This is a genomic window from Gardnerella pickettii (assembly GCF_029226345.1).
GTDB lineage: Bacteria > Actinomycetota > Actinomycetes > Actinomycetales > Bifidobacteriaceae > Bifidobacterium > Bifidobacterium piotii.
Genome location: NZ_JAKNCU010000001.1, coordinates 1,221,175 through 1,246,226, shown reverse-complemented (window position 1 = coordinate 1,246,226; position 25,052 = coordinate 1,221,175). Strand labels below are relative to the sequence as shown.

At 45.1% G+C, this 25,052-nt stretch carries 22 protein-coding genes; 2 read left to right on the top strand and 20 right to left on the bottom strand.

Features of this window, described 5'->3' with window-relative positions:
• Window positions 1–17: 17 nt before the first annotated feature.
• The 10 genes from fbaA to gatC all read right to left on the bottom strand — a co-directional run bounded on the left by fbaA (window position 18) and on the right by gatC (window position 10,999).
• Entirely contained in the window at window positions 18–1,073 is a 1,056-nt protein-coding gene (fbaA, locus tag MAF46_RS05005) for a class II fructose-bisphosphate aldolase (RefSeq protein WP_060785803.1), read from the bottom strand.
• A gap of 74 nt (window positions 1,074–1,147) precedes the next feature.
• Window positions 1,148–1,525 carry a chorismate mutase gene (locus MAF46_RS05000; RefSeq protein ID WP_060785886.1) on the bottom strand — a complete coding sequence of 126 codons (378 nt, stop codon included), beginning with the start codon at window positions 1,523–1,525 and terminating at the stop codon, window positions 1,148–1,150.
• Between the two features lie 7 nt (window positions 1,526–1,532).
• Window positions 1,533–2,030 carry an Lrp/AsnC family transcriptional regulator gene (locus MAF46_RS04995; protein WP_004132301.1) on the bottom strand — a complete coding sequence of 166 codons (498 nt, stop codon included), beginning with the start codon at window positions 2,028–2,030 and terminating at the stop codon, window positions 1,533–1,535.
• A gap of 292 nt (window positions 2,031–2,322) precedes the next feature.
• A complete protein-coding gene (gene rho / locus MAF46_RS04990) occupies window positions 2,323–4,236 on the bottom strand; it encodes a transcription termination factor Rho (protein WP_032819478.1) in 1,914 nt (637 codons plus the stop codon).
• 206 nt (window positions 4,237–4,442) lie between these two features.
• Window positions 4,443–6,062 (bottom strand): NAD(P)/FAD-dependent oxidoreductase, encoded by a 1,620-nt coding sequence (locus tag MAF46_RS04985; protein WP_016841732.1) that lies wholly within the window; start codon window positions 6,060–6,062, stop codon window positions 4,443–4,445.
• Window positions 6,063–6,165: 103 nt separating this feature from the next.
• Window positions 6,166–6,480, bottom strand: coding sequence for a DUF2469 domain-containing protein (locus tag MAF46_RS04980; protein ID WP_004105898.1), 315 nt, complete (start codon window positions 6,478–6,480; stop codon window positions 6,166–6,168).
• Entirely contained in the window at window positions 6,477–7,448 is a 972-nt protein-coding gene (locus tag MAF46_RS04975; RefSeq protein ID WP_004131491.1) for a GNAT family N-acetyltransferase, read from the bottom strand. Before MAF46_RS04975 ends, MAF46_RS04980 begins: the two co-directional genes overlap by 4 nt.
• A 178-nt stretch (window positions 7,449–7,626) precedes the next feature.
• Window positions 7,627–9,126 carry an Asp-tRNA(Asn)/Glu-tRNA(Gln) amidotransferase subunit GatB gene (gene gatB / locus MAF46_RS04970; protein WP_004131493.1) on the bottom strand — a complete coding sequence of 500 codons (1,500 nt, stop codon included), beginning with the start codon at window positions 9,124–9,126 and terminating at the stop codon, window positions 7,627–7,629.
• A gap of 32 nt (window positions 9,127–9,158) precedes the next feature.
• Window positions 9,159–10,700 carry an Asp-tRNA(Asn)/Glu-tRNA(Gln) amidotransferase subunit GatA gene (gatA, locus tag MAF46_RS04965; RefSeq protein WP_016636107.1) on the bottom strand — a complete coding sequence of 514 codons (1,542 nt, stop codon included), beginning with the start codon at window positions 10,698–10,700 and terminating at the stop codon, window positions 9,159–9,161.
• 2 nt (window positions 10,701–10,702) lie between these two features.
• Complete coding sequence (gatC, locus tag MAF46_RS04960; protein ID WP_004114131.1) at window positions 10,703–10,999, bottom strand: Asp-tRNA(Asn)/Glu-tRNA(Gln) amidotransferase subunit GatC; 297 nt, start codon at window positions 10,997–10,999, stop codon at window positions 10,703–10,705.
• A gap of 497 nt (window positions 11,000–11,496) precedes the next feature.
• On the opposite strand from gatC, the gene MAF46_RS04955 reads away from it, so the two are divergent.
• Window positions 11,497–13,047: a thiol-activated cytolysin family protein gene (locus MAF46_RS04955; protein ID WP_060785804.1), complete on the top strand. Its 1,551-nt coding sequence runs from the start codon at window positions 11,497–11,499 to the stop codon at window positions 13,045–13,047.
• A gap of 154 nt (window positions 13,048–13,201) precedes the next feature.
• Here MAF46_RS04955 and MAF46_RS04950 read toward each other — a convergent pair whose 3' ends face one another.
• The 6 genes from MAF46_RS04950 to clpB all read right to left on the bottom strand — a co-directional run bounded on the left by MAF46_RS04950 (window position 13,202) and on the right by clpB (window position 21,200).
• On the bottom strand, window positions 13,202–14,194 hold the full coding sequence (locus tag MAF46_RS04950) for an ABC transporter permease subunit (RefSeq protein WP_020761957.1): 993 nt from the start codon (window positions 14,192–14,194) through the stop codon (window positions 13,202–13,204).
• Window positions 14,191–15,195, bottom strand: coding sequence for an ATP-binding cassette domain-containing protein (locus MAF46_RS04945; RefSeq protein WP_060785805.1), 1,005 nt, complete (start codon window positions 15,193–15,195; stop codon window positions 14,191–14,193). Before MAF46_RS04945 ends, MAF46_RS04950 begins: the two co-directional genes overlap by 4 nt.
• Before the next feature lie 132 nt (window positions 15,196–15,327).
• Window positions 15,328–16,134: a TrmH family RNA methyltransferase gene (locus MAF46_RS04940; RefSeq protein ID WP_060785806.1), complete on the bottom strand. Its 807-nt coding sequence runs from the start codon at window positions 16,132–16,134 to the stop codon at window positions 15,328–15,330.
• Window positions 16,135–16,191: 57 nt separating this feature from the next.
• Window positions 16,192–17,040 carry a type I phosphoribosyltransferase gene (locus MAF46_RS04935; protein WP_016810202.1) on the bottom strand — a complete coding sequence of 283 codons (849 nt, stop codon included), beginning with the start codon at window positions 17,038–17,040 and terminating at the stop codon, window positions 16,192–16,194.
• Window positions 17,041–17,098: 58 nt separating this feature from the next.
• Window positions 17,099–18,439, bottom strand: a complete 1,341-nt coding sequence (locus tag MAF46_RS04930) for a DNA recombination protein RmuC (RefSeq protein WP_060785807.1) — start codon at window positions 18,437–18,439, stop codon at window positions 17,099–17,101.
• Between the two features lie 166 nt (window positions 18,440–18,605).
• A complete protein-coding gene (clpB, locus tag MAF46_RS04925; protein ID WP_060785808.1) occupies window positions 18,606–21,200 on the bottom strand; it encodes an ATP-dependent chaperone ClpB in 2,595 nt (864 codons plus the stop codon).
• A gap of 273 nt (window positions 21,201–21,473) precedes the next feature.
• On the opposite strand from clpB, the gene MAF46_RS04920 reads away from it, so the two are divergent.
• Window positions 21,474–22,289, top strand: a complete 816-nt coding sequence (locus MAF46_RS04920; RefSeq protein ID WP_060785809.1) for a fumarylacetoacetate hydrolase family protein — start codon at window positions 21,474–21,476, stop codon at window positions 22,287–22,289.
• A gap of 49 nt (window positions 22,290–22,338) precedes the next feature.
• Here the strand turns inward: MAF46_RS04920 and MAF46_RS04915 are convergent, their stop codons facing one another.
• Genes MAF46_RS04915 through MAF46_RS04900 form a run of 4 tightly spaced genes read right to left on the bottom strand, consistent with a single transcriptional unit; the run spans window position 22,339 to window position 24,877 of the window.
• Window positions 22,339–23,139, bottom strand: a complete 801-nt coding sequence (locus MAF46_RS04915; RefSeq protein WP_004131507.1) for a YggS family pyridoxal phosphate-dependent enzyme — start codon at window positions 23,137–23,139, stop codon at window positions 22,339–22,341.
• A 31-nt stretch (window positions 23,140–23,170) separates the two neighbouring features.
• Window positions 23,171–23,479 carry a hypothetical protein gene (locus MAF46_RS04910; RefSeq protein ID WP_016795915.1) on the bottom strand — a complete coding sequence of 103 codons (309 nt, stop codon included), beginning with the start codon at window positions 23,477–23,479 and terminating at the stop codon, window positions 23,171–23,173.
• A complete protein-coding gene (locus MAF46_RS04905; protein WP_230479427.1) occupies window positions 23,476–23,772 on the bottom strand; it encodes a hypothetical protein in 297 nt (98 codons plus the stop codon). The genes MAF46_RS04910 and MAF46_RS04905 overlap by 4 nt, the downstream gene beginning before the upstream one ends.
• Window positions 23,773–23,827: 55 nt before the next feature.
• Window positions 23,828–24,877, bottom strand: a complete 1,050-nt coding sequence (locus MAF46_RS04900; RefSeq protein ID WP_060785887.1) for a glutamyl-Q tRNA(Asp) synthetase — start codon at window positions 24,875–24,877, stop codon at window positions 23,828–23,830.
• Between the last annotated feature and the right edge of the window lie 175 nt (window positions 24,878–25,052).

Here is a 25,052-nt window from a genome sequence, read left to right as displayed (position 1 = left end):
TAATATTTGCGATTACACTATTTTAGAGCTTTTCCTGCAGACCCTAGCTGCACGCATGCTTCAACAACACGCTGAGCCATTGCTTTTTCTGCTTCTTTACCCCAAGACCTTGGGTCGTAAAGTTTCTTGGCGCCAACTTCGCCGTCGATTTTAAGAACCGAGTCGTAGTTGTGGAACATGTGGTCGGCGATTGCGCGCGTAAAAGCGTATTGCGTATCTGTGTCAATATTCATTTTTACAACGCCATATTTTACAGCTTGCGCAATTTCTTCGGCTGTAGAGCCAGATCCGCCATGGAACACTAGCAAGAATGGTTTTGTTGGCACGCCAAACTTGCGATTACACAAATCAAGCTTGTACTTGTTGTATACAGCGCTTTGAATGTTGTCTAATAACTGCGGCCTAAGCTTAACAACGCCTGGCTTATAAGCTCCATGCACGTTTCCAAACGTAAAAGCGGCCATGTATTTTGCGCGGTCCTCTAAACCTAATCGCTCAACAACGCGCATAGCGTCTTGTGGTGTGGAATACAACTTTTCGTCAATATCTGCTCTGTGGCCGTCTTCTTCGCCGCCAACTGCGCCGATTTCAATCTCTAGAATCGTGCGCGCTTTATTTGACTCTTCTAGCAATTCTTCTGCAATGTCTAGATTGTGCTCAAGTTTAACTGTGGATCCATCCCACATATGCGACTGGAAAATCGGCTCTTTGCCGTTTGCAACTTGATCTGCCTCATAAGTTAAAAGTGGCCTAATCCAATCGTCTAAATAGGCTTCTGCACAATGGTCTGTGTGCAATGCAACCGTAATGTTTGGGTATTGTGCAGCAACTTGATGCGCGAATTGCGCAAATGCGATTGATCCAACAACGCGATTATTTACGCACTGACCAGAAAAATATGCGGATCCGCCAACAGACACTTGAATAATTCCGTCACTTTGAGCTTCGGCAAATCCTTGTAGTGCTGCGTTTAAGGTCTGTGTGCTAGTAACGTTAATCGCAGGGTAGGCGTATCCACCTTTGCTGGCTGCATCAAGCATTTGTGCGTAACGTTCAACGGTTGCAATAGTCATATTTTTATTATGACTCTAAGCGCGCATATTTTTTATATTTTGCTAGATTTTTTGCTAGATTTTACTATTTTTAACTATTTTTGATTATTTTTGATTTCTTGATGACGCTTTTTTGCGGCCGTTACTACAAAATGTAGATACTCTAGTGCGATTTCTTCTTTTAATCCAGATTCCTCAGCAATTTTTTTAAGTCGATTCGCCTGGCGATTTTCCCTAGACTTATCTTCTGTAGCAAGATTTGCGCGAGCTTTTATTTCTCCGACTTTTTCCGTAACTTTAAAGCGCTCTGCTAGAAGCGAAACAATTGCATTGTCAATATTGTCAATCGACTGACGCAGCGCAAAAATCTCATTCATTGAATCGTTGCAATCACTATAATCGCTGCAATCGTTGCAATGCGATTCATCAAAATATTCGCGTGCGTCAATCGACTCTTTAGAAAAGTTGAACATGCTATTTTTAGTCAAAATAAGTTTGCAAAACCATTGTTGTTTCTGTGCTAACTGGAACAACACGATGAATTGTGTTGATTAGTTCTTCTAGCTTGCTAGGAGTTGCAACGCGAACAACAAGCATAAAGCTTGGGCTTCCAGTAATCGAATAGCACGCTTCAATGCCGTCAATGTCTTTCAACTTGGTTGGAACGGAAGCTTCTTGCTCAAAATCAAGAGGCGTAACCGCCACGAATGCGCTTACTGGCAAGCCTCTGCGCTCGTAGTCAATCAAAGCGCGATATCCAGTTATGATTCCTTTGCGCTCGAGCTTTTGAACTCTGGATTGCACAGCGGAAACAGACAGTCCAGAAGCTTTGGCTAGCTTGGTTAATGTTGCACGGCCATCGTGCTCAAGAATATCTACAATAATTGCATCCGTAGAATCGATCGGAGCAACTGTGCTCGCGCTGGTTTCTAAGCCAGAAGGAATATTATTTTCAATCCTATGAGAGTTTCCCGTCATGCGATCTCCATCCTCATACAGCGCCACCAAAATCTTTGTTTTGCTTCTTCGACTTTAGCTGCGCCCCCTGCAGTCTCTTCAATCGTATCGTATTTTTTAATGAAAAAGAACAAAATTAGATAAAAAATCACGGTTTTTCACATTATTTAACACATGTTTACATATATAAACTTTTGACCATTCTATTTTTATGTATGTTTTTTGTATGTTTTATGCATGAGATTATTAAAAATGCCTCATGATTATTAAATCAAGAGGCATTTAATTTAGATTATTATTTTACGCGAAAACTTTACGCGATTGCGCCTGTTCCGCCATTTGTGGAATTGTTGGCTTGCTGAACAATAGCCGCAAGAAAATCGCGATTAGAAGCGGTCTTCTTTAAGCGCGGAACCAAAGTCTGATAAGCCTGTTCTGGCTCCAGTCCGCCGAACAATCGCCTCAAGCGATAAATAATCGGCAACTCTTGAGCAGGAGTAATCAACTCTTCGCGGCGCGTGCCAGAAGAATTGATATCTACAGCTGGGAACAGTCGCTTATCTGCCAAATCGCGGCTCAAACGAAGCTCCATGTTTCCAGTGCCCTTAAACTCTTCGAAAATAACTTCATCCATCTTTGAACCAGTTTCCACCAAAGCAGAAGAAATAATAGTCAAAGAGCCGCCATTTTCAATGTTTCGTGCAGCACCAAAGAACTTCTTAGGAGGGTAAAGCGCTTGAGCGTCTACGCCGCCAGAAAGAATACGGCCAGAAGCAGGAGCAGCAATATTGTATGCGCGAGCAAGGCGAGTCATGGAATCAAGAAGAACAACAACATCTTGGCCAAGCTCTACAAGCCTCTTAGCACGCTCAATCGCAAGCTCTGCAACAGTAGTGTGGTCTGATGCTGGGCGGTCGAATGTAGAAGAAATAACCTCGCCCTGAACAGTGCGCTCCATGTCTGTAACTTCTTCTGGGCGTTCGTCTACAAGAACAACCATCAAATGTACTTCTGGATTGTTAACAGCAATCGCGTTAGCAATATTTTGCAAAGTGATTGTTTTACCAGCCTTAGGAGGCGAAACAATCAAACCACGCTGACCCTTGCCAATAGGTGCCACAAGATCAATGATTCTGCCAAGCATGCGATTTGGCGTAGTCTCTTGCTTTAAGCGTTCATGCGGATACAAAGGTGTGAGCTTAGCAAATTGTGGGCGATTTTGAGACTCTTCTACGCTCATGCCGTTAATGCTGTCAACACTTTGCAAAGGAACGAACTTTTGACGCTGATTCCTGCGATCTCCCTCGCGAGGAGCGCGAATAGAGCCTTGAACCGCATCTCCCTTGCGTAAGCCGTACTTTTTGATTTGGCTCATAGAAACATAAACGTCATTTGGACCAGGCAAATAGCCAGAAGTACGCACAAATGCGTAAGATTCAAGCACATCTACAATGCCAGCAACTGGAACAAGCTCTTCTTTTGGCTCTTCGCGACGTGGAGCTTGCTCGTGAATCTCGTGCTCTTCACGAATCTCGGAGCGTTCCGCACGTTCAGTACGTTCCGCTTTAGAATCGTAGTCGTCTCTAGTGCGTCGCGTTCTGCGCTGGAATCTATCAGATCTTTCTGCTTTAGAAGTGTAATCATTTTCTTCGCTAGAGCGAGTAGACATACGCATTCTGCGCGATTCCGAGTTGCGGTTAGCGTTTGGAGCAGAAGACTTTTCGCTTGGCAAAGTGGCAAGAATCTGATCTAAATTAGCATCCACTTCGTCTGTTTTAGCAAAATTACTACCATTATTTTGCTCAGCGTTTACGCTTGCATTTGTACGAGCGTTATCTTCTCTCGTAACATTTGCAGAGCCTTCTTTGCGATATCGATGAGTCTGATTTTCGCGCGCAAAATTGCGATTACGCGTCCCACTATTTGCATCGCTTGAATCAGAAGAATCATTAAAATCGCGATTCGTGTCAATGCTCGAGCGGAGTTCAAAAGAAGATGAATTGTTTTGCGTTTCGTCGTCGCTTTGAGAAACACGATTTATTCGTAAAGTGCTTTTAGGAACATGAACGCTAACACCAGCTGGAGCATCCCCACCATTGCGCGCAGCAGTTAGCGTAGCAACCAAATCTGGCTTGCGCATTGTAGACGTACCGCGTAGACCCATTTGCTTCGCAAGATCCTTAAGCTCCGAAAGCTTCATATCATCAAGATTTTGGCTTGTTGCCACAGTTATGCCTTTCCCTAACTCCAAGATAGATTGCTTGGAGCTTTACGTGGAAGATTACGGAAAATCCGTTGTGAATATAACGACAAACACATATCAATGTGTATCAGTCGCTGATAAATGTATGCTACTACACTCGTAAGACTCACAACAACACGCGCGGCAGGGTATGCACTATATGTGCGATATACGCGAATACGCTACAGACGCTACTTCTTTTCGTGATACGATTTTTCGGTATTAACAGACCAAACGTTATCTTTAGACTTCTTACCACTATTGATGTTTTGAACAGCTTCGATAGCAGTTGCCATTGAGTGATCCTGGTTATTGTAGCGATGCTGGCCATTTCTACCAACACAATACAAGTTGCCAAAACCGTCTAAGTACTTAACAAGATCAGGCATTTGAGCGTAAGTATCAAAGTAAGCAGGGTAGGCCTTTGGAACGCGTTCGCGATGAGCATCTAAAACGTCGTCTTCGCTGTCAATAACTTGCATGCGAATCAACTCGTCAATGGCGTTTTTGCGAGCTTCTTCGTCGCTCATATTCCAAAAATCGTCGCCTTCGCTGCAGAAGTATTCAAGGCCAATCCAAACGGTATTATCAACGTCTTTAACAAGGTATGGGCTCCAGTTGTTAAAGATTTGCAAGCGTCCGACCTTGTAGCCAGGGTCTTGAACGTAAATCCAGCAATCTGGCACAATAGGAGGGTTGCCAAGCGTTGGAATATCTGTAGTGTTGCGCAAACGCATGCGCTTAACAAGCAAGCCAACAGTTACAAAATCGCGGTAAGGCAAGCCTGCTGCAACTTTTTGCAAGTCTTGTGGAACTTCTGCATTTGCATCGCCATTCGCGCCTTGCTCAATAGATGCAACCAAATCTTTAATTGGCATAGACGAAATAAACTGATCTGCACGAAGCTCACTGCGTTCGCCATTTTGATTTTCAACAACAACACTGCAAATCTTGCCATCCGCTTGCTTTACGGCAACAACTTTAGATCCTGTTAAAACAGTGGCTCCATTTTCGCGGCAGCGGCGTTCAACGGTCTCCCAAAGCTGACCTGGACCAAGCTTAGGATACCAAAATTCTTCAATTAAAGAAGTCTCAACTTCTTTCTGACTTGCATTATTCTTAGGCATAAGCTTAGAAATAGCGTTCTTCAAAACTTCAACAATGCTCAAGCCTTTAACGCGCTGAGCGCCCCAATCGGCAGAAATCTGGCTTGGATGCCTTCCCCAAAGCTTCTCGGTGTAGCCCTCAAAGAACATGGAATACAACTTTTTGCCAAAGCGATTAATGTAGAAGTTTTCGAGGTTTGTTTCTGGCAACTTGTGAATCATGGACCAAAGGTAGCTAAAACCAACCTTCATTGTTAGCACAAAGCCCATAGATCGCAAGGTGGATGCCGAAAGAGAAATAGGGTAGTCGAAGAAATGATGATTCCAGAAGATTCTAGAAACACGATGACGCTTAAGCATAACTTCATCTTCGACTTCCGGGTCTGGGCCTCCAGCCTCTAAATCGTGATGCCTGCCAAGCTTCTTATCGTCGTAAGAAGGAGCGCCCTGAAGAGGCAACATATCTCGCCACCATTGCATAATGCGATCGTCTTTAGAGAAGAATCGGTGTCCGCCAATATCCATGCGGTTTCCGTTGTATTTTACGGTGCGAGAAATGCCACCAAACTCGCTGGTTGCCTCAAGAACAGTCACATCGTAGCGGCTAGAGCCGCCATCTTTTACAAGCTCCCAAGCTGCCGTCAACCCTGCCGGACCGCCACCAATAATCACTACAGATTGTTTCTGGGATTGTGTATCAGCCAATTTTCCTCCATAACTAAAAACCGCTTTATAAAGTCAAAAACGCAAAATTGCAAGCACGTATTTATACTGAAATCTAAATATAAGCTTTACTATTATACTCTTATCACGCGATAGATTCTGGAATATCAATATCTGTTTTTTGTACTTCTTCCACATTTACGTCTTTAAACGTAACAATACGAACGTTTTTTACAAATCGCGAAGGGCGGTAAACATCCCACACCCAAGCGTCTGTTAATTGCACGTCAAAGTACACGTCTTGACCTGCGGAGCGCACGTTAAAATCAACCTTATTTGCCAAGTAAAATCGGCGTTCTGTTTCTACAACGTACGTAAAAAGCTTAATAACGTCACGATATTCCTTGTATAACGCAAGTTCGGCGTCTGTTTCGTAATTGTCGAGGTCTTCGGCGCTCATTGCTTCCCTTCCGTTGGCGTGATTTGCGTATTTGATGTAGCTTTATTCGCTGCGTCGTCTTCTTGAGCACGCTTGCGGCCTCGTCCTATAATACGCCACCATGCGCGCTTAGAGGAATTATCCGTGTGCTTAACACTATGCTCGGCCTTATCGGCCGTTAACGACTTGCGCGAATCGCCATTTTTAACTGGGATTGCAATCGAATGTTCGTGCGCGCTTAGGGCCTCGCAAACTCCAGGATTATCTTCGATAACGTGTAATCCAAAAGCGTCTAGCGAGCGAATCGCATCGTACTCGTCTACAAGAGTGTCCATAACAACAAAATCTTGATACTTTTGGCTTTGAGAATCCCAAAGTGCATCGCGAGCAGTTCCCGTTTTCATAAATCCAAGCGACTGGTACACGGAAAGCGAGCGCGTGTTTGTTGCAGGAACGCCAACCCAAATTCTGTGCAAAGCAAGACCAACCTCGCTTGGCGCAAAACCGTAAGTCATAACTCTAGGCATTGCATCCCTAGAATACCCACGACCCCTATAGTCGCGTCCTAGAATCACCTGGATCCTAGCGGATTTAGACCAACCGTCAATGTCAATCAAAAATATCATTCCAATAATATTGCCATTAGCATTTTCGGAGTCATCAATAAAATCTGGCACAATTGACCATGCGATTGTTGGGCGCGATTGAGCGTCGCTAGAGGCGGCATCATGATTAGATTTTGCCTCAGTGCTTCCAGCCGAAGACCATTGCACCGAACGATTCACCCACGCGTGAACCATGGCGCGCTCCGATTGCGCATCTTTGCCTGTTATAACGGCTGCTCCATCAAAAGCATGCAATGCGTCCATTTGCGCCAAATCTTCGATTGTTGCTGGCCTAAGACGTGCCATTTCGCCGCGGATTGGCGGAATCGTAATATTTTCTGGCAACTCGCGGTGGCTTGTAGAATCAGCATTGAATCCTTGCATATTCACCTTTTTCGTACAATCGACTTACGTGTTATAAAAGCTTACAAAAAGCGCTACAGCGATTAGTAAAAACCGCGTTATAAAATCGCACTTTTTGCACCCTATACAATGCTATAAAACACAAAGTTAAAACGCAAAGTATAAAGCGCAAAAAGTGCAAAGTAAAAGCTAATCTAAACTAGCCTTTGATTTTTGCCATTACAATCTTAGTAACGGCCTTAGCGTCTGCTTGACCCTTAGTCGCACGCATAACGGCGCCAATAATTGCGCCCATCGGCTTCATATTGCCTGCCTTAAGCTTTTCTGCAACTTCAGGATCGGCTGCAAGAGCAGCGTCAACAGCAGCTTCCAAAGCGCCGTCATCGTTCATAACCTTGAATCCGTGCTTATTAACAACTTCATCAGGCTTGCCCTCGCCAGCCAAAACGCATGCAACAGTTTGCTTAGCGAGCTTATCGTTAAGCTTACCGTCTGCAATTAGCTTTTCAACTTGCGCCACATCTTGCGGAGTAATAGGCAATTCTTCCAAAGTTACGCCACGAGTGTTTGCTTCGCGAGCAAGCTCACCAAGCCACCACTTCTTAGCGCCAGCAGCACTTGCACCAGCTTTAACGGTTTCTTCAACCAAATCAAGAGCATCCGCGTTAAGAATATCTCGCATTTCAAGATCGCTAATGCCCCATTCGCTTTGCAAACGGTTACGGCGCTCGCGAGGCATTTCTGGCATTTGTGCCTTCATGCGCTCAATATGCTCCTTAGTGATGTGAAGCATAACCAAATCTGGGTCTGGGAAGTAGCGATAATCGTCGGCGTCAGACTTTACTCGGCCGCCAGCAGTAGTCTGAGTTGCCTCATCCCAGTGACGAGTCTCCTGCAAAATCTCGCCGCCTTCGCTCAAAATAGCAGCCTGGCGACGAATTTCGTATTGAAGCGTCTTTTCGATTCCGCGGAATGTGTTCACATTCTTAGTTTCCGAGCGCGTACCGAATGGATCGGTTGGCTTTCTGCGGAGCGAAACGTTTACGTCTGCGCGCATATTGCCCTGCTCCATACGAGCATGGGAGATGTTGAGAGCGCGAACAATATCGCGAATAGCGCGCATGTATGCGCCTGCGATTTCTGGAGCGCGGCTGCCAGCACCTTCGATTGGCTTAGTTACAATCTCGATTAAAGGAACGCCTGCGCGATTGTAATCAACCAAAGAATGATTTGCGCCTTCAATACGACCGTCAGCGCCGCCAACGTGAGTATTCTTACCAGCGTCATCCTCAATGTGAGCACGCTCAATCGGCACGCGGAACACAGTGCCATCTTCCAGCTCAACATCCAAGTAGCCATTGCCATTAGTAGGCTTATCGTACTGGGAAATCTGATAATCGCGAGGCATATCTGGGTAGAAGTAGTTTTTACGAGCGAACTGGCTCCACTCAGCAATTTCGCAATGCAACGCCAAACCGAGCTTAATCGCGTAATCAACTGCAGTCTTGTTTACAACTGGCAGAGAGCCTGGCAAACCAAGGCTTACAGGTGTTAGCTGAGTGTTTGGTTCGCCGCCAAAAGATACTTCTGCTGGGCAGAACAGCTTTGTGCGCGTGCTAAGCTCAACGTGAGTTTCCAAGCCGAAAACTGGGTCAAACTGCTCCACAGCATCGGCGTATTTCATAAGTTTTTCAGCCATGAGAATCCTTCTTATTTAAGCTTTATTTCACTTTACTTAGCCAATGAATCGAGCCAACCAGCTTTAAGCGACTTCCAGATTGGGCCGCTCCACTTTTCTTCGAGCGCTGCTTCCAACGCTGCTGCAGGCTTGTACATCTTTTCATCATGGCATTGCGGAGCAATAATCTGAATGCCAACAGGCAAGCCATCATCGCTCAAGCCAGCTGGGAGGCTCAAAGCTGGAACGCCAGCCATGTTTGCAGGAATCGTAGCAATATCGTTCATGTACATAGAGAGTGGATCGTTCATCTTCTCACCAAACTTGAATGCCGTTGTAGGGCTTGTTGGGGAGACTAGAACATCTACCTTATTAAACGCTTCTTCAAAGTCGCGAATAATAAGCGTACGAACCTTTTGTGCCGAGCCATACCAAGCGTCGTAGTAGCCAGCGGAAAGTGCGTAAGTGCCAAGAATAATACGACGCTTTACTTCGTCGCCAAAGCCAGCTTCACGAGTTGCAGCCATCATGTTTGCTGCAGTTTGAGGCTTGTCTGCTGGTGGCATTACGCGCAGACCGTAGCGCATGCCGTCGTAGCGAGCCAAGTTGGAGCTAACTTCGGAAGGCATGATTATGTAGTATGCAGATAGCGAGTAAGGGAAGTGAGGGCAGGAGACTTCTGTTACTTCTGCGCCCATATCTTTAAGCAATTGCACAGCCTCATTAAAGCGTGCTTCAACGCCTGGCTGGAAGCCTTCGCCGCTAAGTTCCTTAACAAGACCAACCTTTACGCCCTTCAAATCGCGGCGAGCACCCTCGCGCGCAGCCTGAGCCATTGGAGGAACAGGAGCTGGAATCGAAGTTGAATCGCGCTTATCGTTGCCGCCAATGATTTCCTGCAAAAGTGCAGAGTCAAGAACGGTACGAGAAACAGGACCAATCTGGTCTAGCGAGCTTGCCATGGCGATTGCGCCAAAACGGCTAACTCCGCCGTAAGTTGGCTTTGCGCCGACTGTACCAGTTAAAGCGCCTGGCTGGCGAATGGAGCCACCAGTATCTGTACCCAAAGCAATAGGGGCTTCGAATGCAGCAACAGCAGCTGCAGAACCGCCGCCAGAACCGCCAGGAACGCGCTCGGTATCCCAAGGATTGCAAGTAGTTTGGTAGGCAGAATGCTCGGTAGAAGAACCTTGAGCAAACTCATCCAAATTAGTCTTGCCAAGAATTGGCATGCCAGCCGCCTTGAGCTTTTCAATAACAGTAGCGTCGTAAGGTGGAACCCAGCCTTCAAGAATCTTAGAGGCTGCAGTAGTAGGAATGCCCTTAGTAACAATCATGTCTTTAATGGCAATTGGAACGCCTGCAAGCTCAGGTAAGCCTTCAGCTTCGCCATTAGCATTCTTTTTATCAAAGGCATCTGCTTGTTCAAGTGCAACATCTGCAGAAACATGCAAGAATGCTTTGATTTCTGGCTCGGCTGCTTCGATTACTGCCAAGTGAGCTTCAACAAGCTCGCGGCTAGAAACTTCTTTAGCTTTTACAGCTTTTGCCATATCGGCAGCAGAAAGCTTTACTAAATCTTGAGTATTAGTCATGTTTATTCCTCCCCCAAAATTCGAGGTGCTACAAACATGCCAGACTCACTTCTAGGAGCGCCAGAAAGCGCTTCTTCTTGAGTCAATGGCGTAGCAGGCTCGTCTGGGCGCAAATACGCTTCAAGAGGTACTGGATTTGCAGTAGGTGGCACATCTTCGCCAGCAACTTCCTGCACTTTGTTAATAGATTCTGCAATGACGTTTAATTCGCCTTGCAAGCGACTGATTTCTTCGTCGCTAAGCGCAATCTGGGATAGAACGCCCAGATGCTCAATTTCTTCGCGTGTGAATGTTGGCATAACCTCAACTATATGTGTGATGCGTGACCTTCTTATAGAAGAAAAAGCAATATTAATAAAAGATTTACACACGTTACTGCAGAAATATTTTCCCAATTTTAGAACATGATTGTCGATTCATATTTTCTAGGGAAAATTATGTGTAATATTAAAAAATTTTATTAGCTAGACAATAAGCGAAATAACAATTATTATCACATACAGTTTTATAAAATTAACGAGTATAAAATATGTGAAAACGAGTGTCTATGCATGTCAACACGCCATGAAATGGAAATAATTCAATAAAAGAATGTTGGCATTCCAACCTTCTTCATACGTTTATTTGCAGAATAAAAAAATTTGTTTTATTTCACTATCCCAGAAATAAAAAAGCATGTAATAATTAAATGCTATGAGATATTAAGCTAATGCAGCGAAGCATGCCATGCATAGAAGCAAATAAGTTACGGTATCTCATAAAAAATAACAGAAAATATCATAATATAAGGATACATATGAAGAGTACAAAGTTCTACCGTAATGCAGCAATGTTGTTGCTGGCGGGCGCGACTATTATTCCACAATGCTTAGCAGTTCCAGCAATGGCTACTCCTGCTTCAAAAGATCCAGAACCGGCTCCATCATGCGCAGCTAATAAGAATGCCTTAAATGATTATTTGTGGGATTTGCAATACGATAAAACAAGCATTCTTGCCCGTCACGGAGAAACCATAGATAACAAGTTCTCCAGCGATAGCTTTGACAAAGGTGGCGAATTCGTTGTTGTTGAGCATCAAAAGAAGAACATCACAAATACAACGTCAAACTTGTCGGTAACTTCGGCCAACAATGATCGTGTATATCCGGGTGCATTATTCCGCGCTGACCAGAATTTGATGGATAACATGCCAAGCTTGATTTCTGCAAATCGTGGCTCAATCACATTGAGCATTGATCTGCCAGGCTTCCATGGCGGCGAGAGTGCTGTCACTGTTGAGCATCCAACTAAGAGTTCCGTAACTTCCGCAGTGAACGGCTTGGTTTCTAAGTGGAATGCACAATATGCTGCAAGTCATCATGTTGCAGCTCGTATGCAGTACGATTCTGCAAGCGCACAAAGCATGAACCAACTCAAGGCTAAGTTTGGTGCTGATTTTGCCAAGATTGGTGTTCCGCTGAAGATTGATTTCGATGCAGTACACAAGGGTGAGAAGCAGACTCAAATTGTGAACTTCAAGCAAACTTACTACACTGTAAGCGTTGATGCACCAGATAGCCCAGCAGATTTCTTTGCTCCATGCACTACGCCAGAAAGCTTGAAGAGCCGCGGAGTAGACAGCAAGCGTCCGCCAGTATATGTGTCCAACGTAGCTTACGGCCGTTCAATGTACGTAAAGTTCGACACCCGCAGCAAGAGTACCGATTTCCAGGCTGCTGTTGAAGCTGCAATCAAGGGTGTTGAAATCAAGCCAAATACCGAGTTCCACCGCATTTTGCAGAACACTTCTGTAACTGCTGTAATTCTCGGCGGCAGCGCAAACGGTGCAGCCAAGGTTATTACCGGCAACGTCGACACGTTGAAGGCTTTGATTCAAGAAGGCGCAAATTTGAGCACCTCCAGCCCAGCAGTTCCAATTGCTTACACCACTTCCTTCGTCAAGGATAACGAAGTAGCAACTTTGCAAACCAATAGCGATTACGTTGAAACCAAGGTTTCTTCCTACCGCGACGGCTACTTGACTTTGGATCACCGTGGAGCTTACGTAGCTCGCTACTACATCTACTGGGATGAGTACGGCACCGAAATTGACGGCACTCCTTACGTGCGTTCTCGCGCTTGGGAAGGCAATGGCAAGTATCGTACAGCTCACTTCAACACCACTATTCAGTTCAAAGGAAATGTACACAATCTACGAATCAAGCTGGTTGAAAAGACTGGCTTAGTTTGGGAACCATGGCGCACAGTATATGACCGTTCTGATTTGCCACTAGTTCGTCAGCGTACTATTAGCAATTGGGGCACAACCTTGTGGCCTCGCGTTGCTGAAACTGTAAAGAATGACTGAATTCATAACACATGATTAAATATAGAAAAAATACATATAGAAAAATAGAAAAGTAAATACAGGAAAGGGCTTTATCTTGTAGTCAAATCTTTTGAATCTACAGAGTAAAGCCCTTATTGTTTTTGCAAAATTATTTGCAGAATATTTAAATATTTTAGATATCGCGATGCTTTTCAACAACGTGGCCAATTGCATACATGACTACGCCCCAAGCAAGAACCACTAAACCGGACTGCCACCATGTGAAAACATATGCGTTTGGTGGAAGTTGCAGCCCAGAATTAGCGGAGGCTCCTAAGAATTGGCTTACAGCACTGCCTGGCAAAATCTGAATAAGTATTGAAGTCCACTTCGCAAAATTGCTTGCAAGCATAATAATGCTAACAATGGTCTGCAGAATCACCACGGCTCCAATAACGCACATAATTCCGCCAGCAGTTGACTTGCAAATCATGCCAAAACCGTAGGCCATTGCTGACACAACAACCATAATTGCAGGAGAGCCAAGGAACAGAGTAAGCGGCAATTTCCACACGTTGCTTCCCGATAATCCGGAAATGTTATCTCCCATAAAAGCTAATTCTGCAGCAGCTAAAGAAACTGCCATTGCAATAAGTTGGGCTACAAAAACATAGATTGCAACCGCAATAAACTTAGCCGTAAAGAACATACCCCTTTTAGGTACAGCAGTAAGAGAAGCCTGAATCGAAGTTGTAGAATGCTCCGCGGTTACAGCAAGCACTGCAAAAATTGCCAAAACAATCAAAGATACAGAAGCAAAGCTAATAACTAAGTGGAAAATGCTATCTTGAGAAGATGCAATAAGGCTACTTTTATTGCTCGGCCCAACAGTAATTGCAGCGCTTGATTTGCCTTGATTTGCTCCATTCTTAATGTCAACTTTAGACATTGCTTTTTGCACAATCGCTATAATAAAGCTAAAGATTACTGGCAAAACAATTGTTAATGCCATGCACCACCATGTTGACGCAAGTCCGCGCAACTTAACAATCTCGGATTTAAGCGTGTGCATAAATGTTAGACGCAAGTGCTGAGCGTTCATGCTGCGACCTGTTTTATACGCGTTAGACTGATGTGCGTTAGATTCAGAAGATTGCACTTGTTGATTTGCTACTTGCTCACTCATTTTGCACTCTCCTCACTATTAGATTGCTCTACGTTTTGTTCACTCGGCTTCGAGCCGCTGCTAGGAACAGCCTTCGTTAAATACTGCTCTTGACCGTGTGTAAGAGCCAAATATGCTTCCTCAAGTGACGCGTGCTCGTAATTAAGCTGATATACCAAAATTTGATTATCCGCAATTGCTCGCGCAATCTGGCTTAGTTCGCAATCTGTTATTCTAAAAAGTTCGCCTTCTTGAACGTCTTGAGGTGTGCGATTATCTGGCAAAATCTTGCACTCAGGATGATTTTGAGCAAGCACTTGCTTTAATTTTTCGCCTTCTGGAGTTACAAGTCGCACAGCGTGCTGCGAATGTGCATCAACAAAATCCTGCACTGTTGTGCGCTTCAAAATCTCGCCATGCGCAATAATCACAAGGTTATCTGCAGTAAGAGCAACCTCGCTCATTAAGTGCGAGCTAAGTAGTATTGCGCGGCCTTCGCTTGCGTAATACTTGCATAATTCACGAACCCACTTAACACCTTCTGGATCTAAGCCGTTAATTGGCTCGTCCAAAATAAGATTGTGAGGGTCTGCTAAAAGTGCCGCAGCAATAGAAAGACGCTGACTCATACCGAGCGAGAAGGATCCCGCTTTGCGGGTTTTAACACTTGATAATCCAGTAATATCAATCACTTCGTCAACGCGCTTTTTTGATATTCCGTGAGTTAAAGCGAGTGAATACAAGTGATTGTACGCCGTTCGTCCTCTGTGAGCAGACTTTGCATCAAGAACTGCGCCAACTTCTGTCATTGGGGATGCGATTTTTGCGTAAGGTTTGCCGTCAATAAGAGAAGTACCACTATTGGCATGAATAAGATTTAACGCGCAACGCATGGTGGTAGATTTACCAGCGCCATTAGGGCCTAAAAAGCCAGTGACTTTACCGTCTTCGGCAATAAAAGAAACGTCGTTAAGCGCTGTTTTTGCGCCGAAACGCTTTGTAATATGTTGAAATTCTAACATAAATTAACAATATCACAAATAAAAAAAAATGCACATAAAATGTAAGTGTTTATGAGTACAGGCTAATGCGTTTTAATTAACATTACTGATGAGATTCTGCTGCTGAAATTTTAATTAAGATTTTATTAAGACTCAGCAATTTGGTGCTGCATGCTGCGCAATCCACGCGTGCATGGAAACAGCCGCAGCAGCTCCTGCGTTTAGCGAGCGAACAGAGCCGAATTGCGAAATGTAAACAACGTCATCCGCCATTTCTAGCGCTTTTTTAGAAAGACCTGGACCTTCTGCGCCAAAAAGCATAAGGCAACGTTTAGGGAACTTGTAGTTTTCCATAGCAACAGCGCCTGGAATAATATCGAGCGCTATAACGCGAGCGTTTTTAGCGTCTTGTTCCTTGATATTTGCGATTTTTTCGGCTTCTTTATTGCCTTCTGCTTGCGCTTTAAGCAAAAGTTGATGCGCTTCTTCTGCTTCTTTAAGCATATTTTCGCGCCAATTAGTTACTAGAGTTTCAATAGTTGGGCAGCATTCAACGTATTGGTAAAGCTCAGTCATTAACGAGCCTTTGCGATTCCATTTATGAGGCCCTACAATATACACTTTTTTCGCAGTAAACGCGTTTGCAGTGCGAACCATAGAGCCTATGTTGAAATCGTGAGTCCAATTTTCTACAGCTACTTCAAACTCGTGACGGCCTTTAGAATCGAGATCCGCTTTTATAGCTTCTACTTTCCAGTATCGGTAGCGGTCTAGTACGTTACGCTGGTCGCCTTCGTCTAGTAATTCAGTGCTAAACCGCGCATCGTAATTTGGCGATTCTGGATTATCTGGACGAGGCTCACCTGGATGCTCTTCTTCCCACGGGCCAACTCCTATAGGTCGAAATTCTGGCTCGTCGGAAGCTTTTGCAGCCAAAGTAATTGGATTCGGTTCGTGCATGTGTGAGTTTTGCTCCGTTTAATACTTTTGCTTAGTATTGGCAGCTAGTCTTTGCAGCTAGTCTTGGCAGCCGTCAGTTGCGCAATCGCCTGTGCAACCTGACTTGCAGTGGCCTCCGCAGCAGTTGTCTTCGCAGCATGGCTCAGTGCAACCGTCATGAGCACAATCACCAGTGCACTCTACCTTGCAATGGCCACCGCAGCAATTATCTTCGCAGCAAGGCTCAGTGCAACCATCGTTAGCACAATCTCCCGTGCATTTAACCTCGCAATGACCGCCACAGCAGTTGTCGTTGCAGCAATCTTCGTGATCTGCATCTGCACGTAATTCTTCTTCACCGAAAGCTTGAACAAATGCCATTTTAGTACTCTCCTCACTTATTGGATTTACTAATTGAAGATGCCTCGTGCCTTGTTCGTCGGCGTCAACACCACCAATTAATGCAACTATAGCAAGAATTTGCGCGCCTTGCTGATTAACAATGCCAAAATCAAGACTTAATTCATTGCCGTGTCGTAAAGTCACAAGCGAAGAAGTTTGAACATACGATTTTTCAGAAAGCCAAGAATCAAGCAACAGCACTCGCTTGCCGTTAACTGACGGACCTTTTGTTGCAGGAAAAACAAAATCCATAACAAAGCCGTCGAGCGCAATTCCTTTACGTTCTGCAGCATGAATAAGTGCAAAAACCATTGGAACTGCAGCAGCAGTTAACGCACCAACTGCGTCAACATCGCGCTCTAACGAATACCCAGCTTTCTCAATTGCGTCAAAAAGAACATCACCAACTAGCTTAGAGCCGCGCTGAGCAAATGTAACAGAAAACAGTTCGCTAAATGGTTTCGCGCTCATATCTGCACAAAGCATGCGTTTAAGTTCCGCGCGTTCCTCTTGTAATTCTGTCATTTTTGCACTCCTTAGCGTTTAGAGTTCTTCAATTTTCTATGCTTTAGTGTTTTTACGCTTAATGATCTTCTACTGATACTTCTGGAGCGCTCAGCTCTTTAACATCAGCTTTATCGGAATCTATAAGATCTATTGAAGCAATAACTTTACTTTGGTCTAACTTCTGAAGTTTACGCGCTGTTACCAACACTCTAGACTCAAGTGAGGAAGCAAACTTATTGTAAGCTGCGACTGTTCTTGCCAAAGATATGCCAAGCTTTGAAGCATTTTCTCCAAGAACCGCAAAGCGATCGTACAATTCTCGAGATAAATCGAAAAGTTCTTTTGCGTCATCTGTAAGACTTTGCTGCTGCCATGCGTATGCAACAGACTTAAGCACGGCCCACAAGGTAACTGGGGAAGTGAGGGCTACTTTTTGCGCAAAAGCATCATCCATAAGTGTTGGATCCGCCTCAAGGGCTGCCTGAAGCAATGCTTCGTTTGGAATAAATGCAACTACAAAGTCTGGTGCTGTTTCAAAAGCCTGCCAATATGCTTTAGCTCCTAATGCTCTAACGTGCTCTCGCAAAGCCTTAGCGTGCGCTTTTAGAAGCTCACTTCTTCTAGCTAATTCTTCGTCGCTTGCGTTATCTGGGATTTCGCAAGCTCGCTGATAATCCGCATACGGAACTTTTGCATCAACTGGAATTGTTTTGCCTCCTGGCAGATGCACAACCATATCTGGCCTCTGCTGTTCGCCATTTACTCCCGTTACAACAACTTGCGTATCAAAATCAACATGCTCAAGCAAACCTGCAGATTCCACAATATTCTTTAGTTGAGCCTCGCCCCAAGCTCCGCGAACCTTATTATTTCGCAATGCTGCAGAAAGCGAACTTGTTTCGCGGTCAAGCCTTGCTTGCTGCTCGCTTAAGCCTTTAAGCTGAGTGTTCAGCGCACCCATTTCTTGCTTACGCCCTTCTTCAATCTGCGAAACTTTATTCTTCAAAGCTTCGAGATTGTCTTTTACTGGAGCAAGCGCTTCCAAGACTTTGCCTTGCTCTTTCAAAGTTTTCTCACGATTTAACCGTTCGCGTTCTTCTCGCTCTGTGCGCAATTGTTCTTCGCGATTCACTCGCAATTGCTCTGCTTGCTGCGCTTTTAACAACTCAGACTCAACAAATTTCAATCGCTCAGCAAGCTGCTCTGCTTGCGTGCGATATCGTATAGCCTGATTGCCATTTTCTTGCGCTTGAGCGCGCGCTTGTTCATACTGCGAGCTCAATTCGTTAAATTCGCGCTGGTTTACACCATTAGCGCCTTGCGTTCCATAGTTGCGCTTAACAATAGCCAGCACAACAATGGCGGTTATTACAACAGCAACCACCATTAAAACAAACATCACAATATTATCGAACATACGTTCTATTAAACACTATTGGTTCGACTTTTAAAACATAATTAAACACGCGCATTATTGCATAGAAGAATAAGTGTTATGCAACAAAATAGCGCGCTGTCTACTGGAAAATAATCCAATAAACAGCACGCTTTGTTTTATTTGACTACATTAAATAGTGCATATATTACGCAATCTTTAGGGTCACATGGTCGCTAGTATTCTCACAATCCGCAACTACGTGAGCGCCATCATGCACCTTTCCAGAAAGCAGCAATCGCGCAAGCTGATCGCCAATTTCCGTTTGAACCAATCTACGCAACGGACGAGCACCGTAAACTGGATCATAGCCATGCTCCGCAAGCCAAGCGCGAGCAGAATCGCTCACATCCAAGCTAATACGGCGATCACTCAAGCGTGCAGCCACTTGACGAACTTGAATATCCACAATTCCACCAAGCTCTTCGCGAGTAAGCGGATGGAACATAACAAGCTCATCCAAACGGTTGATGAACTCTGGCTTAAACTCAGCGTGAACAGCGTTCATAACAGCCTTGCGTTTAGCAGCATCGTCCAAGCCCTCTTGCACAAGGAATTGCGAACCCAAGTTTGATGTCATAATCAAAATCGTATTCGTAAAATCAACCGTTCTACCTTGTCCGTCAGTCAAACGACCATCATCCAAAACCTGCAACAAAACGTCGAATACTTCTGGATGTGCCTTCTCAACTTCGTCAAAAAGCACTACAGAATACGGACGTCTACGCACAGCTTCAGTAAGTTGGCCGCCTTCCTCGTAGCCAATGTAACCAGGAGCAGCACCGATAAGCCGCGAGACGGAAGCCTTTTCCATGTACTCGCTCATATCAATGCGAACCATTGCGCGCTCGTCGTCAAACAAAAAGTCGGCAAGAGCCTTTGCAAGCTCCGTCTTACCAACGCCAGTAGGACCCAAGAATAGGAACGAACCAGTTGGGCGATTCGGGTCTGCAATTCCAGCACGGCTTCTGCGCACAGCATCCGCTATAGCCTGAATTGCTTCGCTTTGACCAACCACGCGCTTAGAAAGCTCCTTTTCCATGTTGAGCAGCTTCTCATTTTCGCCTTGCATCAAGCGGCCAACAGGAATGCCCGTCCATTCGCTAACGACTCCAGCAATAGAATCAGCATCAACCTGGTCTGGAACCATCGGCTCTTTCGCTTCACTCTTAGCATTAGCAGCCTGCGATTCCGCTTCTTCCAAAGCTTTTTGAATGCTTGGAATTTCGCCATACAAAATACGGCTTGCTTGCTCCAAGTTGCCTTCACGCGTGAATTTGTCGGCTTCTACGCGCTTAGCATCGAGTTGCGCTCGCAAATCACCAACCTTGTTGTGACCAGCCTTTTCCGCATCCCAACGCGCTTTCAAACCAGTAAGCTTTTCGCGTGAGTTAGCTAATTCTTCCTGCAACTTTTCTAAGCGTTCGCGTGCAGCAGCATCTTCCGCCTTCTTTAATTGCATTTCTTCCATTTCAAGACGCGTAACTTTGCGCTGCAATTCGTCGATTTCTTCTGGCTGAGAATCAAGCTCCATACGCAAGTGAGCTGCCGCTTCATCCACCAAATCAATCGCTTTATCTGGAAGTTGTCTACCAGTAATATAGCGGTTTGAAAGCGTTGCTGCGGCTACGATTGCATCGTCACTAATCGTCACCTTGTGGTGCGCTTCGTAACGTTGCTTAAGTCCACGCAAAATCGTCACCGTGTCTTCAACAGACGGCTCGCCAACAAACACTTGCTGGAATCTGCGTTCAAGCGCCGAATCCTTTTCGATATGCTCACGATACTCGTTAAGCGTAGTTGCGCCAACCAAGCGCAGCTCACCGCGCGCAAGCATTGGCTTAAGCATATTGCCAGCATCCATTGAACCTTCTGCAGATCCTGCTCCAACAACAGTGTGAATTTCGTCAATAAACGTAATAATTTGACCATCCGATTGCTGAATTTCCTTCAACACTGCCTTTAAGCGTTCCTCAAATTCGCCACGATACTTCGAACCTGCAACCATCGAAGCCAAGTCGAGGCTTATAAGACGCTTGTTTTGCAAAGTCGTAGGCACATCTCCTGCAACAATTCGCTGAGCCAATCCTTCTACAACTGCCGTTTTACCAACGCCAGGCTCGCCAATTAGCACAGGATTGTTCTTCGTGCGGCGAGAAAGAATCTGAATCACGCGACGAATCTCCTGGTCGCGCCCAATTACTGGGTCGAGCTTTCCTTCGCGAGCGCGCGCAGTCATATCAACCGAATATTTTTCAAGCGCTTTGTAGTTGCCTTCCGCGTCTGGGCTGGTAACTTTCGCACCTCCGCGCACAGTTGGCACAGCCTTGCGCAACGCATCTGCAGAAACATTGTGCTTTTTGAAAATATCTGCAACAGCATTCGGCGCGCTTGCAACTATGCCAATAAGCATATGCTCTGTAGAAACGTATTCGTCTGCCATTGTGCGCATTTCTTTTTCTGCCTGGCTTAAGGCAGCCAAAAGCTGACGGCTTGCATCTGGCTTAGTTGTCGTTGAGCCAGTAGATGAAGGCAATGCCACTAATGCGTTGCGAATTTCGGCTCCGATTTGTTGCGCGTCCGCCCCTGCCTGAGCAATAAGCGCGCGCACTACACCTTGCTCTTGGCGAAGTAAGGCATCTGCCAAATGTAACGTATCTACTTGCGCATTGCCAGCCGCCGCCGCGCTTTGCACAGCATCACTTAATGCATCTTGCGCTAAGGTTGTAAACTTTTGTTCCATATTTACCCCCATTTGCACCGCTATTCTGCGGATTTTAGGTGATTTGCGTGAACTTTTTGCGATTACACTCAAACCACATTCTGTCAATTTCTAAAACTTGAGTCTACTACACTCAAGTTTTGTTTTCAAGATGTTTGTGGCGTTTCCTTAAATCTTCGGTTGCTTGCGACTTTTCCGCAGCAAAGTCATCAATCGCAAAGTCGTCAGTCAAGTATCAAAAATAAATAAGTATCAAAAATAAATAAGTATTAAATATGTCGTAATCTTAAAAATATGAGAATTGCACGTTTTTCCTATAATGAAGTTCCTCAATACGCTTTCGTTCAAAAAGACGAAGCAGACGGCAAGGATTATTTAGTGGCTCTAGAAGGCCATCCACTAAGCCCTCAAGGAGTTAAACCAACAGGTAAGCGCTACGAGTTAGACGCCGACGGCGTGCGTCTGCTTGCGCCAGTGATTCCTTCAAAAGTCTACGGATTGGCAAAAAACTACGATACGCGTTCTGCCGAAGAGCGCGCATCTTCTGCTGCGGCCGCGTCGCATACGGCTGCAGACATGGTGATTTTTACAAAGCCGAGCACATCTGTAATAGGACCTGACGATCCGATTGTTATTCCTGCTTTTTCAAACGATATGAATTTTGAGCCAGAAGTGGCTGTTGTTATGGGCAAAATCGCCAAAAATGTGTCGGCAGACACCGCAATGGACTACGTTTTTGGCTTTACTTGCGTAAACGACGTAACTTTGCGTGATTGCGCAGGTAGTGACCCAATGTTTACGCGCGCAAAAGGCTTCGACACTTCTTGCCCACTAGGTCCATGGATTACAACCGAGCTAAATTGGCGAGATGCGCATATATCCTTTACGCTTAATGGGAAAGATGTGCCAGAATCGAGCGGCACTACAGCGCGATTGATCCACAGTATTCCAGAGCAGATTGCTGCGATTTCAAGCTTCTCAACACTTCTTCCAGGAGATGTTATTTTGACTGGAACTCCGTATCCAGCAGGAACTTTGCACGCTGGCGACGAAGCGATTGTGCATGTAGATGGCATTGGTTCGCTGCGTAATGTGATTATGCATGCGTGACAGCAATAAAAGTAAAAGATAAAAATCAGAAGCTAGACGAAACTTAATACTACACAAATGCGCGCGGGCCAAAGATTGCCGAACCGATTCTAACCATAGTAGATCCTTCGGCAATCGCCCACGCAAAATCGCCAGACATTCCCATTGAAAGCTCTAATTTTGTAGAGTTTCCATCATAATATTGCGCAAGTTGTTCACTCACACAATCTCTGATTTCTCGCAATGCAGCGAAACCGCTTCTTACTACTTTTTCATCATTCACGCGCGCTCCGAGCGTCATGAATCCGCGCAAATTAAGTGATGGCAAACTAGATATAGCGAGCGCTTCGTCAATTGCGCGTTCTGGCGCGCATCCAGATTTTGTAACTTCTCCCGAAATGTTCACTTCCAACATAACGTCTGTGCAAAGTCCCAAATTTTGCGCGCGCGTAGATATTTTTTGCGCAAGATCAATGCCGTCAATCGACTGAATACCATTTGCAAGTGGCAAGACTTTGTTTATTTTATTACTTTGCAACTGACCTATTAAGTAGAGCGGAATTTCGCCGTTTACACCAACATTTAAGCCTTCTTTAGCAGCCTCCGCGCGTAAAATCTCGGCTTTTGCGACAATTTCTTGCGGACGATTTTCCCCAATTACGCGCACTCCAGCACGAATTGCCGCCATAATTTCGCCAACATCTCGCGTTTTAGTTGCGGCAAGCAGCGTAACGGACTCAGCTTTGCGACCATAATGCGATTCTGCTTGAGCAATGGCATCTTGCACGCTGTGCACACCGTCGGCAATTTGACGCGCGCGAACACAATCGACCTCAGTATTCGCTAAATTTTTTTGCGTCATGTATGCCATTATTGCCCCAATCTAATCTCATAAAAAATAGTCACACCAATTGAGGAATTTTATCACTATATTTACGACGTGCAGCTTCTGCAGTAACTCCAAGTGCGCGACCTATCTTATTCCAAGACTGACCATTTTTGCGGCTTTTGTATACAGCGTCATTTATCTCTTTTTCAATTGCGTGACGGCGATAATTTAATCTGCTCAATTCACGAGATGGATCCCAACGAGAATCTAAAGTTGGATCTCCTGGATTTGGTTCCGATTTTGCTTCCATTTCTTTTGAGATGAGCTCGCCATACTCCGCAAGATCTTTTTGCTCTTCTTTACTCAGTTCACTAAATTTCATTTCAACCCTTCCTTCATCAAATATCCTTTTCTCGCTTTCATAGCGTGAACTATAAGTTCTTGCGGGAATCCGCGTCTTCTTGCTGTGCCAATCTCGTACCAAACAGCACCAGAAACTCCTGGCCCCACATACATTATTGTTGGTGGATTTCTATCATAATTGACATCGACTGGTCCTCTGGATTCTCGGTACGCATGAAGTATATCGCTTTCTGAAACTCCATGCTTTAAAGCTGATGGCAAAATAATTGGCTCTTCATATTGATCCATATACACAACATTACATGCCAACATATGTTGCCGTCAAATATTGGCAAATAATATCTGCAATTATATGTAGTGGAATACATTAGTCGAGGAATGGCACGGATTTGTCGGCTAGGTTTGCGCGAACAGAATCCCACGGCGTTTCGTCGTTTTCAAACAACGCAAGCGCATCTGCAGCGCTCATGTCTACAGGCTGATTTTGCTCAGGATTCTTGTATCCCAAAAGATACATGCAATAGCCAATAATGCGCTCGGCGCTCCATCCAGATTCGCGAAGCGCACCAACGTCTAAAGAATGCTTACTTTTTGCGAGTCGCTCGCCTTGAGCGTTATCAATTAGTGGCAAGTGCGCAAATTGCGGACGCACGTAATGCACGTCATGAGCCGCAAAAAATCCCGATTTTTCTAGCAGCTCACCAATCCAAATTTGAAGCGCCGCCGAACGCAGCAAATCGCGTCCGCGCACAATATCATTTACTCCCGAAAGCACATCGTCAACAACAACCGCAAGTTGGTAGGAAAAAACGCCATCTGCGCGACGAATCACCATGTCTCCCAAATCGCGATTAATGTTAAACGATTGCGCGCCAAAAATCGCGTCTATAAAACTCACATTTGCTTGCGGCGAATCAGCCGAGGGAACAGCAAGTCGCAAAGAATGTTGCTGATTATTTTGCAAACGCTTTTCGATTTGCGCTAAGCCTTCCGAAGTTTCGCGAAGATTTCTGCACGTACCTGGGTAGCGTATAAAGCCGTCGCCTTCTTGCGGCGCTGCGATTGCGCGAATATCGGAACGCGAGCAAAAACAAGGGTAAATCAGGGAATTTCCGTCGTCGTCTTGCAAAGATTCTAGCGCCTCAAGAGCTTCTTGGTAGATTGCAGTGCGCTCATGCTGATAAGTCGGCTCGCCAACCCAATCAAGACCAGCCCAATGCAAATCGTCAATCACTCGCGCGCTGGCATCCTTCGGCATTCGCGCAATATCAAGATCTTCCAGACGCAAAATCATGCTTCCACCTTGCGACTTTGCAGAAAGCCAAGCAGCCAACATTGCTACCATATTGCCAATATGCATGCGCCCAGAAGGAGTGGGGGCAAAACGTCCAATTGCAATAGTTGACTTCGAAAACATTATTCCGTCTTTCTTAATACCTTTAATACCTTTTTTAATAAGCACAAGCTTGCAAAACATAAACTTGTAAAATAAAAAGCGCGTAACGCATTCATACTAGCATTACGCGCTTCTTACAACCGCAATTAACCGTAATTAATCGCAATCAACCGCAATCAATAACAGTTAAAAACAA